This is a genomic window from Kroppenstedtia sanguinis (genome assembly GCF_050433445.1).
GTDB lineage: Bacteria > Bacillota > Bacilli > Thermoactinomycetales > DSM-45169 > Kroppenstedtia > Kroppenstedtia sanguinis.
The window spans coordinates 1-12,183 of record NZ_JBNPXF010000040.1 but is presented as its reverse complement, the minus strand read 5'-3'; the positions used below and the strand labels follow the sequence as shown (position 1 = coordinate 12,183).

11 protein-coding genes are annotated in these 12,183 nt (G+C 51.9%); 7 read left to right on the top strand and 4 right to left on the bottom strand.

Features of this window, described 5'->3' with window-relative positions:
• Nucleotides 1-383: 383 nt before the first annotated feature.
• Nucleotides 384-833 (top strand): hypothetical protein, encoded by a 450-nt coding sequence (locus tag JOD24_RS15690; RefSeq protein ID WP_380164763.1) that lies wholly within the window; start codon nucleotides 384-386, stop codon nucleotides 831-833.
• An 87-nt stretch (nucleotides 834-920) separates the two neighbouring features.
• Here the strand turns inward: JOD24_RS15690 and cmpA are convergent, their stop codons facing one another.
• Nucleotides 921-1,055, bottom strand: coding sequence for a cortex morphogenetic protein CmpA (gene cmpA, locus JOD24_RS15685; protein ID WP_380164761.1), 135 nt, complete (start codon nucleotides 1,053-1,055; stop codon nucleotides 921-923).
• Between the two features lie 63 nt (nucleotides 1,056-1,118).
• Between cmpA and JOD24_RS15680 the strand changes: the two genes are divergently transcribed.
• Nucleotides 1,119-1,616, top strand: coding sequence for a SprT family protein (locus JOD24_RS15680; protein ID WP_380164759.1), 498 nt, complete (start codon nucleotides 1,119-1,121; stop codon nucleotides 1,614-1,616).
• A gap of 232 nt (nucleotides 1,617-1,848) precedes the next feature.
• Here JOD24_RS15680 and JOD24_RS15675 read toward each other — a convergent pair whose 3' ends face one another.
• Nucleotides 1,849-2,784: a DMT family transporter gene (locus JOD24_RS15675; RefSeq protein WP_380164757.1), complete on the bottom strand. Its 936-nt coding sequence runs from the start codon at nucleotides 2,782-2,784 to the stop codon at nucleotides 1,849-1,851.
• A gap of 143 nt (nucleotides 2,785-2,927) precedes the next feature.
• Between JOD24_RS15675 and JOD24_RS15670 the strand changes: the two genes are divergently transcribed.
• The 3 genes from JOD24_RS15670 to JOD24_RS15660 all read left to right on the top strand — a co-directional run bounded on the left by JOD24_RS15670 (nucleotide 2,928) and on the right by JOD24_RS15660 (nucleotide 6,815).
• The gene (locus tag JOD24_RS15670) at nucleotides 2,928-3,494 is read left to right on the top strand and encodes a thioredoxin family protein (RefSeq protein ID WP_380164755.1); all 567 of its coding nucleotides are present in this window, start codon (nucleotides 2,928-2,930) and stop codon (nucleotides 3,492-3,494) included.
• 19 nt (nucleotides 3,495-3,513) lie between these two features.
• The gene (locus JOD24_RS15665; protein ID WP_380164753.1) at nucleotides 3,514-4,419 is read left to right on the top strand and encodes an NAD(P)-dependent oxidoreductase; all 906 of its coding nucleotides are present in this window, start codon (nucleotides 3,514-3,516) and stop codon (nucleotides 4,417-4,419) included.
• 158 nt (nucleotides 4,420-4,577) lie between these two features.
• On the top strand, nucleotides 4,578-6,815 hold the full coding sequence (locus JOD24_RS15660; protein WP_380164751.1) for an endolytic transglycosylase MltG: 2,238 nt from the start codon (nucleotides 4,578-4,580) through the stop codon (nucleotides 6,813-6,815).
• A 733-nt stretch (nucleotides 6,816-7,548) separates the two neighbouring features.
• On the opposite strand, the gene JOD24_RS15655 is transcribed toward JOD24_RS15660, so the two are convergent.
• Both JOD24_RS15655 and moaD read right to left on the bottom strand, forming a co-directional pair.
• On the bottom strand, nucleotides 7,549-8,583 hold the full coding sequence (locus tag JOD24_RS15655) for a ThiF family adenylyltransferase (RefSeq protein ID WP_380164749.1): 1,035 nt from the start codon (nucleotides 8,581-8,583) through the stop codon (nucleotides 7,549-7,551).
• 121 nt (nucleotides 8,584-8,704) lie between these two features.
• Nucleotides 8,705-9,436 carry a molybdopterin converting factor subunit 1 gene (moaD, locus tag JOD24_RS15650; protein WP_380164969.1) on the bottom strand — a complete coding sequence of 244 codons (732 nt, stop codon included), beginning with the start codon at nucleotides 9,434-9,436 and terminating at the stop codon, nucleotides 8,705-8,707.
• 67 nt (nucleotides 9,437-9,503) lie between these two features.
• Between moaD and JOD24_RS15645 the strand changes: the two genes are divergently transcribed.
• Nucleotides 9,504-10,016 (top strand): hypothetical protein, encoded by a 513-nt coding sequence (locus JOD24_RS15645; protein WP_429247309.1) that lies wholly within the window; start codon nucleotides 9,504-9,506, stop codon nucleotides 10,014-10,016.
• Between the two features lie 94 nt (nucleotides 10,017-10,110).
• A complete protein-coding gene (locus JOD24_RS15640; protein ID WP_380164745.1) occupies nucleotides 10,111-10,785 on the top strand; it encodes a Bax inhibitor-1/YccA family protein in 675 nt (224 codons plus the stop codon).
• The last annotated feature ends 1,398 nt before the right edge of the window (nucleotides 10,786-12,183 follow it).

Below are 12,183 nucleotides of genomic sequence, written 5' to 3'. Positions count from 1 at the left end.
ACTACTACAATTTAAAAGAGCTGAAGCTCTAGACTAAGGAAGCACCACAGGCACTACTACAATTTAAAAGAGCTGAAGCTCTAGACTAAGGAAGCCATCCTATCCAGCGAAGAATCTGAAGGAAGAGGCGTTTAGGGGCAACATTCTTCCTTGAAATACTTCTGAAAGGCTTTGTCCCTGCCCCGTCGGTCAGATTTGGAGCGGCCAGTCATTACTTTCTTGCTGGATGGCAACGGTCGCATGGGTGAACACGATCTCCCTACCTAAAATATGGATAATCGACACGCCTGAAAAACAGCCGTTATGCCCGGCAGGGCATGACGGCTGTCTGTTTGGTATGGAATCATCCCACCAGGGAAAAACAAAGGCAAAGGAGGGTGCTTATGATCGAATCCAATGTTCCCCGGGAAATGAGCGAAAAGATGGCGAAAATGGCGGAAGCCTGCGGTTCATATTTTCGGAACTCCCCAGCTGAACTGGCGGAGATCGCCGCTTTTGTGGAAGCGGAGATGAAAGGGCAGGAATTGCCTGGTGCGTCCCGCAATCGGGATGAATTCGTCGGCCGCACCTTTGAACGAATCTACCCGATGGTACTCGCCTCAGACCGCTGCCGTCAGGCTGTGGAAAACATGATGCATAAACGGAACGGCTCCCAGAACCGCTCCCCCTTCGCCCGTCGGGAAGAGGACCCCCAATACGCCATCGATTCCACTCTCGCTGAAGCGCTCTACCTGACCGGCAGTGCTGTCATCGCCTCCATCCTGATGGTCACCTCCGGTGAGAGTGGCGGTTCCATCGAGCAAAGGGAGAAGGAAAGCCCTGTGAATATGTAAATGTTCCGCCCTCTTCATGAAGGAAGTACCTATGCAAAGAGCCCAAGGGTCCGATGTGATCGGGACCCTTGGGCTCTTTTTACAGGATTATCCTTCGGTCTGGTATTGCAGATTTTCGTTTTTTTGTTGATACTGAAACCAACATTCATTTAAGATGCGGATCTGTCTTCGATCCTTCCCTAAAAAAGCCTGTTGCAACTGTCTACACAACCAATAAGGCATACTGAAACGCCTCCCAGTTGGCGTAGTCGTCTCATTAGAGTGTATGAAAGGGGATGCGGTTCTGTGAGTTCGAATCATCGATCCGCCCAATTTCATGTGGAGCCGGGGGATGATCACGCCCTGCAGCATTGGGTGGAAGCACTCTCACTGGAGTGGTTTGGCAAACCTTTCACCCATCTGGCGCGATTCAATTTTCGCTTGCGTACCACCGGAGGTCGCTATTTTCTCGAAGATCACCGGATCGAAATCAGCCCGCGGCATCTGGAGGAGTTGGGCATGGAGGTGGTGGGGGGAATCATCCGTCATGAGTTGTGTCATTATCATCTTCATCTAGAGGGAAAAGGCTACCGTCACCGGGATGCCGACTTTAAAGATCTGTTGAAACAGGTAGAGGGTCTTCGCTACACACCCCCGCTTTCGGGAAACACCAGAAAGCAACCGGTTCGCTATGTCCTCCAATGCCAAGCTTGCGGACGCAAGGCTTGGCGTAAAAAACGAATGAATCCCAGCCGCTACCGCTGCGGCGCCTGTGGAGGTTCACTAAGTCTGGAGGAGATATGATCATCATGCAAAAGCTCACCCCCGAAACTGCGTGAACGGGAACTTTGGAGGGGGGCACCCACCAGAGACGGATGACAGGAATACTTTATAGGAACTAATAAAAACCGGCCATTCTGTGGATTGGCCGGTGGGGTCTTCTTCGGGTATTCTGAGATCGGGTTGATCCCTCCTCATCTGTTAATGTATAGATCATGGTCCGTCCTGCTCAGTTTTGAGGGACGGACTCTTTTTTTTACAGAGAATGGGTTCTTTTTTCGGATAGTTGTCCTGCGGGAATAGTTTTCTTTCTTTCCTCTGCAGCGCCAGAGCCAAGGAAAACACCGGCGGCGATCAGAAAGAAGCCGGCGATCTGGGACAGACGGATCGTCTCTTGCAGGAAAAATGAGGATCCCATCAGGGCGAAGAAGGGTGTTAGATTGATAAAAATAGCCGATTGCCCCGGTCCCAACCGGTGGATCGATGAATTATAGAGCATATGTCCCAATCCGGTGGCGATCACTCCAGAGGCGAAGAAGAGTCCCCATACCCAGGCGGGGATATCCACGACTTGCCCCAGCCCTTGGGGGTGGAGGAACAGACTGATGATAAATATGATGACCGAACCAGTCAGGAACATCAGTGTGGTCACCTGTTTGGCGTCCATAGTGTCTGTCGCCTTTTTAATATATATGAAGCTGGCAGCTTGGGTAGCCATGGCTCCCAACACCCATAAATCTCCAGTGATGTGCCCGCCCATCTCACCGCTTCCTTGCAAAACCACAAAAGCGACCCCCAGGAATCCCAGTAAAATACCCGCGCCTCGCATCCAACTGATTCGGTCTCGCAAAAAGATCACCGCCATCAAGGCAGTGGCAAGAGGAACCAGCCCCAGAATCAAGGCGGTGTTGGTGGCGCTGGTCTGCTCCACTCCGAGAGCGAGACAGGAATGATGCCCCACGGCTCCAAACAGGATTGCCCCGGCCAAGTGAGGCCATTCCTTCGCTTGGGGGAGGCGCCATTGTTTTTGGAGTAAGAGGAAGGGGAGTAGCACCAACCCCGCCAGGAAGATGCGAAGGGACTGCAAGGTCAAGGGTGGAAGGTATTGCACCAGCACTTTGAGGGCTACGGTATTCAACCCCCAAATCATCATGTTGAAAACCATGATCAGATAAACGGTACGCTTGGTCAAGGTGGCAGCCCCCCTTTTACAATTATAATATTTCGGTATACGAGGTATTGGCTCATGCCGATTCTACTCCTTTTTTCCGCTTCCGACAATGAGGTTCCAAGTTCGGTTACAATAGAGGGAGAACAGGATAAGGAGGGGCAAAGATGGATCTCAATCAGTGGTTTGACAAGGGCATGACTTGGCAGGCCTATGTGGAGGATATGAAGGTGAATCGTGAAGGACTCCAGCAAATCTATGAAAATTATCGTTTGCCAGAGGAAGACCTTCCTTTCTACCAAGGGCTGGCCGGAGAGAAACTGCGAGCTGTCGTCCTGACTGCAGATTGGTGCGGGGATGCCATGATGTGTCTACCCATTCTGAAACGAATCGCCGAGACCGCCGGGATCCAGATGCGGTATCTGATTCGGGATGAGAATCTGGAATTGATGGATCAATACCTGACCAACGGAAAGTCCCGGTCGATTCCGATCTTTGTCTTTTTTGATGACCAAGGGAATGAACGGGCGGTCTGGGGGCCTCGCTCTCCAGAAGTGCAGCAATTAGTGGATGCGATGAATGCCAATCTACCGGCGAAGGAGGCGCCGGACTTCGCCGAGAAACAGAAAGATCTGTACCGTAATTTCAAGAAGCGTTTGTTGGAGGAACCGTCCCTGTGGGAGACGGTCAACCAGAGTGTCCGGGCCCGCTTGCAGGAAAAGTTGGGCTCCTGAGTAGAGGGAGGGAGGATAAATGGGGAAAGAGTCGTTGCACGTGGGATTTATCGGGTTGGGGATCATGGGGCAATCCATGTCCCGCAATCTGCACCGGGCTGGATTTTCCGTCACGGTTTGGAATCGAACGGCCTCCCGGATGGAAGAGGCCAAAGCCTGGGGTGTGAAAACCGCCAGTTCGCCTCGCGAGGTGGCGGCCCAAAGTGATGTAGTGATTACTATGGTGGGAGATACTCCCGATGTTCGGGAAGTGGTGGAAGGACCGGAAGGAGTTCTCGCAGGGGCTCGGGATGGGCTGATCCTGATTGATATGAGTACGATCTCACCGGAAGCCACCCGACAAATGGCTGCTCAGGCGGCTGCAGAAGGGGTAAGGATGCTGGATGCCCCCGTGAGCGGAGGGGATGTAGGCGCCCGGGAAGGGACGTTGTCCATCATGGTTGGGGGAGAGGAAGAAACCTTGGAACAGGTGAAGCCTCTTCTGAAAGCGATGGGAAAAAACCTGGTCCATTGCGGTCCGATCGGGGCGGGTCAGACAGTGAAGGCTTGCAACCAGATCATGTGCGGACTCAACCTGCTGGGAATGGTGGAGGCTCTTTCCTTTGCCAAAAAAGCCGGGGTGGACTTGGAGACGATGATTGAGGTGACCACTCAGGGAGCTGCTGGTTCCTGGGCCCTTACGAATCTAGCCCCCCGAGTGATAAAAGGGGACTTGGACCCCGGCTTCTCTGTCCGCTTTCAACAGAAGGATCTGCGGATCGTGTTGGAGGAGGCGGATCGGATGGATCTCCCGCTCCTGGGAACTGCCCAGGTGAATCAACTTCTCCGTTCGGTTCAGGCTTACGGCGGGGAGGAGGATGGCACGCAGGCCTTGGTTCAGGTCATGGAAAGGTTGGGCCGTGTCCAGGTGACACCCCAAGAATAAGCAAATAAAGGTAGCCGATCCAAGGCTACCTTTATTTCGTCGGACTTTGGTCTTAGGAGAATAGGCTCTCCCAGCCCATTTACGAATGTAGGTTAAAAATATAGAATGGTACATGCATTCTATAGATCGTCATTGATCACAGTGCAGGAGAAACCTTTATGGACACTGTATTGAAAGAAGGAGAAGCTTCCTTATCCCGAAAAGAAAAATATAAATGGAAAAAATACGGAGGCTACCATCCGGTTGTATGGATCTTGCTCCTGGGGACGGCGATGACCCGGATCGCCTCTTTTATGAGCCTTCCTTTTCTCGTGATTCACCTTTCCGAGAATCTGAAGATGGACTCCTTATCTGTCGGCTTAACCTTGGGAGCGGCAGGATTGACTGGAGCCTTAGGGAGCTTTGTCGGAGGTTATCTGTCCGACCGCTGGGGGCGCAAGCTGATCCTGCTCACCTCTTTGTTTGTGTGGACGGGAACTTTTCTCGGATTCTCCCTTGGGAAGACTTTTCTGCACTTTTTTATTTTGAATGCTCTCAATGGGTTATGCCGGGCATTTTTTGAAACGACTTCCCAAGCTTTGATGTCCGATATTTCGACCCCGGAGAAGCGGTTGAAGATTTTTGGTTATCGTTATGTCGCCGTCAATATCGGGATGGTGGCAGGACCGATGCTGGGGGCTATTCTCTTTCAAGTGATGGGGATGCGGATCTTTGTCTATACCGCAGTGATCTATCTTATTTATTTTCTAGCTCTCTACCAGGTGTTTATCATATTTCGCAAGGATCTTCAGCCTCAGTCGGAAGAGCGGGTTCGCTTTGCTGAATGTATCGGTGTGATTCGCAAGGATCGCTCCCTGGGCTACTTTGTACTTGCAGGGATCCTGTTCTTTACAACCTTTTCTCAGATTGAATCCACTCTTCCGATTCATCTGGGCGGGTTGGGCAAAGATGCGGAGCTATTCGCCCTGCTGTTGACGATCAACGCTGTGGTAGTCATCCTGATGCAATACCCCATGAACCGTTGGGCAGGGAAGAAAAGTGTGCTGACCGGCTTAGTGGCGGGAAGCGTCCTGTGTTTCACCGGTTATTTATTTTTCGGTGTCGGGGACAGCAACATCCTTTTTATTTTGGGGATTGTGTTGCTGACCTTGGGTGAGACGCTTGTTTTTCCTGTTTCCAGTCTATTTATCGACCGGATTGCCGATGAGCGGATGCGGGGGGTCTATTACGGTGCCAACGGATTCGGACAGTTGGGCCTTTTTATCGGTCCCCTCCTGGGAGGTTGGTTGTTGGATGTTGTCGGCGGGAGCGGACTTTGGTTATTGATGGGTTTGCTGATGATCTATGCTTTGTTCTTTTACGCGATGGGCTACCGCATTTTCGAACAAAAGCAGAAAGTGACCCTGCTGGAGATTGTGCGAAGAGTACTACTCGATCTGCGATTGCTCTTTCCCATCAAACGAATAGTGAAGATGATGCCCCCCTTGCTACTGCTGGCGGTCTTTACTGTATTCATCTCCGATCAATGGGTTAGCCGGGCACTCGCCAATCCACCCCGGACGGATGCCGTCAATATTCGGATCCAGGAAGAGGACTCCCTGTTTAAAATCGGACAGGAGTTGAAAAAAAACGGGGTGATCAGCAACGAATGGCTGTTCCCGATGTATGGGATCCGATACACACTGCAAGAGCAAGCTCACTTTGAGCCTGGCACCTATCAGATTCAACCCGATATGGATCTGAAAAGTGTGATGAAGACGATGACCCGTGGTACTTGGACGGTGGTGATCCCGGAGGGGTCCACAGTTCGGGAGATGGGACTGGTGTTGAAATACCATGGAATCTCCGAAAAAGAGTGGACCCGAGCCGTCAACAGTGAGGTTTATGATTACTCTTTTCTCGATTCCATCCCGAAGGACCGTCCCTACCGTCTGGAAGGATATCTGGCACCGGGCCGTTATGAATTCAACAAAGATGCCGATGCGAAAGAGGTGGTTGAGGCGATGTTGAGCCGTTTTGACGAGAGCCTCACTCCAACCATTCAGGCGGAGTTGAAACAGAACCAGCTGAGTGTCGATTACTGGGTCACTGTGGCTGCACTGATTGAAAAGGATGAACCGGATCCCGATAAAAAATCGGAGGTGGCCAAGGACTTCAAGGAGCGGCTTCGGCGTGGTGTTCCTTTGGGAGTACGTACCCTGCCAGCACCCTATGGAGAGCTCTATGATTACCAGGTCTGGGTGCATCAAGGGTTGCCACCAGGTCCTGTGAGCAACCCCGGTTCCGCTTCTCTGGAGGCCGCCCTCTTTTTCATCGATCCCAATCACCAAGAATCTTCGCCAGGGGAGACAGAGCAGAGCCAACCGGACTCCAATGGATCTCCGGAAACACCCTAGTGCCCCTTCAGGCAATTTTGATCTTGTTTTTCAGCAAAGCGGGGGCGGGATGGTGGGGCAGTTCCGATCTCTTGCAAAGAGCGCATAGCGAGACCGGGAACGGAGTGACCTTGGCGAGACTTGTGCCCTATGGGTACAAAGGCGAATCAAATCCCCACCATCCGTGCCCATCTGTGACTTTCCACACAATGTTCGCTGAGGGGGCACTAGTACTCCTCCGGGCAACCTTAATCTTATTTTTCAGCGGGTGGGAACAGGCAGGTGAGGCGACTCCAATCTCTTACAAAGAGAGCAAAGGCTATTCGTCTCCTCACTATCCGTGCCCATCTGTGACTTTCCGCACAATGATTACTGAGGGGGTACGAGTGGTATATAAATCCCTCGTTACCTGTGGTGGTTTCTCTTTGAGACAGAAACTGGAGAGGCGCTGTCTCTTGAAAGGATCTACAGGCCCTGAGCTGAGGTTGGAGAGGCTCGTGATGGAACTTTTCATCATCTGGGAGTGGTTTGAAACCGGGCGAAAAGCAAAGGCCCCCGAGCCTGAGTGTGAAGGGTTCCACCTTCCACTCAGATGAGGGCACGTGTCATGTGTATGAACCGTCGGGATGACTTCCCCGGCGTTTTTTTATAATTCAGGGTGGGGGAGCAGAGAGACCCTATCTGATAGATGCAAAGGTGCATCCAAGTTCCGCTCTCTGATAGATCCGACGCGCCTAGAACCACTTTTTTCGACTTAGGCCCCTACATAGCGGGCCACCAGGGAGCGGGCCAATTGCAGGTCGTCGGTACCCTGCACCAGAATCCGACCATCAGGGAAGAGGATCAGCCGATGAGCCGCATCTACTTGGGCTCGGAGCAGGAAGCGGTTCCGCTCCACTTGGCCCACAGCGGAGAGAACCGTCTCCAGACGGTCGAGATCCAGAGGGTGGGGACGGCCGGGAGAGATCTGCACCGTGTCCCGTCCGCACAGGGAGACCGCCGTCTCTCCACTCCCGCCGCCCTCTAAATGTTCAAACTGGTGCTGACCACAGGCGGGGCAGTCCCTACGCTTGCGCTTCTCCACGCCGAAGGCAGCTTCGTGGTTGGACCACAGATCAAAGTGGCGGAGACGACCATCCAGCGCATCCACATCCCCTACCAACAGTTTGATGGCTTCGGTGGCCTGAAAAGCGGTTACCATCTGGACCGCCGGGCCAATCACACCGACGGTGTCACAGGTTTCCCCTGATCCGGGGGTGGAGCTTTCTGGGAATAGACAGCGAAGGCAGGGGGTGTTTCCGGGACGGATAGTGAATGTCATCCCCCGGGAGCTGACGACACCTCCATAAATCCAGGGAATTCCATGCTTCACACTGACATCATTTACGAGATAGCGGAGGGCGAAGTTGTCCGATCCGTCCAGAATCAGGTCTACACCTGTGAGCAGTTCTTCCGCATTATCCGCCGTCACATCGGCGATATGGGCCTCCAGTTCCACTTGGGAATGGATAGCCGCCAGTTTCGCTTTGGCGGCGATGGCCTTGGGAATCCCTTGGTCTGCATCGGACTCATCGAAGAGCATCTGGCGTTGCAAGTTGCTCGTCTCTACAAAATCCCGATCGATCAGTCGTACATATCCCACTCCGGCTCGCACCATGTGATGGGATAGTGAGGTTCCCAGTGCGCCTAATCCCACCACGGCGACCCGGGAGAGAGCCAGTCGCTGTTGGCCTTCTTCCCCGATGGGTGGAAACAGGATTTGTCGAGAGTAGCGGCTTGGGTCGAGCATGGATGGAATTTCCTCCTTTTATGTTACTCGGGATTGGGACGGATGGCTCCGGAAATCACCGAAACTGTGATAAAATAATAAATAAACGGGCAAGGATTTTTTGGACGGGAGGATCCGTGGATCAAGTGTCCCTTTCCCCAGGAGACGCAGGGCTCTTTTTTTGACGGGGATCCCAGGGACCGGTCTGCGCCCCTTTCCATTGGGAGCCATCTTCCCATATTTCCTTTTTCCAGATGGGTACGGTCTCTTTGAGGCGTTCGATGGCGTAGCGGCCAGCTGCAAATGATTCATCCCGGTGGGGAGAGGCGACGGTGATCAAGACACTGATCTCCCCGATCGCCAATTTCCCAGTCCGGTGGCCCATGGCGACACGAACTTCAGGCCACTGGTGCCGGATCTCCCCCACGATTTCCTTCATTTTCAGTCGGGCCATCGGAGCGTAAGCCTCATATTCCAAGGCCACCGTTTTTTGCCCGTGGGTATACTCCCGCACGATTCCGGCGAAGGTGAGCACAGCCCCCGCCCAAGGGTTGGAAACGGCACGGATCAGGCGGTCGGCGGAGAGGGGTTCCTCTGTGATGAAGAGAAGCGGAGCTGATTGATTCTCCTCTCCCCCACTGACCGGGGGGATCAGGGCGATTTCATCGCCGGAACGAATGACTTGATCTCCCTCGGCGTAATCTTGGTTCAGAGCGATTACGGAGTGCCGGATCAGGTCTGCGGCATGGGGGTATTCTGTGGTTAATTGATCGATCAGCCTTTGGACGGTGGCCTTTTCAGGAAGATCCAACTTGAGGTCGCGTTTACCGACGGCCTCAGCGACTCCAGCAAACAACAGCACATGGATTTGCATGAACTGTGGCATAAAAGTACGCCTTTCCTCCTTTCATTTCGGGAAAATCGAATGTGTTCCCGTTGTAATGGATTTAACTTTAGAGTATCGAAAAATAGAGAAAGAAGCCAGACGGGAAAGTCGTCCGCAGGAAGGGGAAGTGGGATCCATGGAAAAGGAACAGGAGATTACCTGTCTGCTCTTCGACTTGATCGTCAAACAACTGGAAGGGATGTCGGAACAGAATCGAGCCATCCGTCGGGTGGAAGTGATCGATTCGTCTCTGGAACTTACTATGAAAACAGGCGAAGAATACCGAATCGATATCAACCGGGTGCATCTGCCCGAGGAAGAGAAGGGGCGGGTTACGCGGATGAACCGACCGCAGGAGGACCGAGAGAAGCGAATCGCCGAGGAAGATTGGGCCAGATTGGTCCAGAGCTGTGATACCGTGATTCAATTCCTGGAGTACGACAAACAAAAGATGGAGGAGCTGGCCACGCTGCTTCCGGACTTCCCTTGGGAAAAGCGTTCCCTGATGATCGAAGAGATCCTGAAACATCTCCGGGCATCCCTGGCCAGGGTGTCGGAACGGGAGTGAAAAGGGATTATAAATTCGCTTTCACGGTTGCATGGACAAAGGGCAGATACTATACTTGGGACAGGAAAACATCTCCAAAGGAGGGGAAACCTTTATGGAAACCAGTGTCAGCCGCAGCCAGACGGGTCTGATGACCCGGGTTTTTTCCTGGATGTTTGCGGGTCTCTCTTTGACCGGGATCATCTCATATTTGCTGATCTCTGATAGTGGGGCGGTCCAATACTTCTATCAGCATTCCGGGGTTCTGTTTGGATTAATGATTGGCGAACTGATCCTTGTCTTTTTCCTGGCGGCTCGTGTCCATAAAATGGCGGCAGGAACAGCTACCTTCTGCTTTTTCCTATATGCCGCTCTCAACGGAGTGACGCTGTCTCCGTTGCTATATGTGTATACGCCAGTATCGATTACCCAAGTCTTCTTTATTACGGCAGGGATGTTCGGGGTGTTCGCGCTTTACGGGGCGGTGACGAAGCGGGATCTCTCCAAGCTGGGAAACATCCTGTTCATGGCTGTGATCGGCCTGATCATCGCCTCCATCGTCAACTGGTTTATGCAGAGTTCTGCGTTGTACTGGGCGATCTCCTATCTGGGTGTCATCATCTTTTGCGGGCTGACGGCCTTCGATATTCAGAAGATCAAAGGGATTCAGGATGAAAACATGGATGAGGATACCCACACCAAAACGGCGATTATGGGAGCGCTGGCCCTCTATCTTGATTTCATCAACATGTTTATCTATCTGCTCCGCATCCTGGGCAATCGGGATTGACTAGTGCCCCTTCAGGCAACTTTGATCTTGTTTTTCAGCAAGGCGGGGGCGGGATGGTGGGGCGGCTCCGATCTCTTGCAAAGAGCGCAAAGGCGAATCAAATCCCCACCATCCCATCTGTGATTTTCCACCCCACCGTTGGTTGGGTCCGCCGACCGGGTCCATGCGAGGAATATAGCAAGTTTTATGCAGCAGTCACCTCTCCGATCGGCCATCGAAGAGAGACTGCTGATTTTTTCTGATTTTATCTATACACTTAAATTTCGGTCAAAAAGTATACGATTGGATCGTCAACAAACGAACTGTCTTTCCCACCGGAAATTGTGGGGACGAGACAATTTGCCAAGTATCCTCTAATACAAAAAATGAAGTAAGATAAAACCTTGTCAGTGGCAAAGGTTAATAAAAAGACAGGGCTGTTGATTAACCAAAAAATGGGCGGTGGAGGGAGTCGTGTACCACCAAAGTGACCTTTGCGCTACGGGCACTACAATCCAAAGGAGCTGAAGCTCTAGATTAAGGTTGCACCACAGGCACTAAATCTCGATAGCAAGGTTGCCATCCTACCCAGTGGAGAAGTCTTACGAGAGGGCGTTTAGGGGCAACCTCTTCCCTGTGTTGCTTCCGTAAGGCTTTGCCCCTGCCCGATGGTCAGATTTGGAGTGGCCAGTTTTCACTTCTCTGCCGGATGGCAACGGTTGCGTGGGTGAACACGATCTCCCCACCCAAAATAAGGCTAATCAACAGCCCTGTAGCTTTATATATAAATGTGAGGCGCCTGCTCTTATCTGGATAGCCCCCTTAACCGATTGAAGGTTGAGGGGGCTAAATTCATCCAAGCTGATCACCTGACGTCTTTCGATGAAGCTGTAATCTGCCCATTTCGTTTTTTTGCAGTACAACAGTTATTCCAATTTTAAATTAGCGATGTACAATCATGGATTGTCCAAAAGCCACAAAGGAGGGAAGGAAACCTTCTTTTCTCATCACAAGCGAGGCGAACAATCCTCCTTAACTGCCGCACCCATGATTCTTCTTCTAGGTGTTGAATAGTTCTCTTTTTATCTATCTCGTCTTCTTCTTTCGTACATTAGATCGGCTATATGTTGATCTCACTCCGCCATCGAATTGAAAATATTTAAGACCCACTTGAATTTAGTCACGGCGGTGTCCGACTTGGTTTAGCCAACAAACGCTCCCGTGTTCCGTTCCCACAAAGCAATCGTAGCAATATTGAGGTGATTAACCGATATTGAAAATCATTTAAATTTTCCTTGATTTATACAAGTGAGCCTTTTGCAGTTTTCAAACCCCTTGAGCAGCAAGGCTCCTCAGGCATAGAAAAAGGACTTCACCCCATCATGGAGAAGTTTTCAAGTGACCAAACCGAAAACCCAT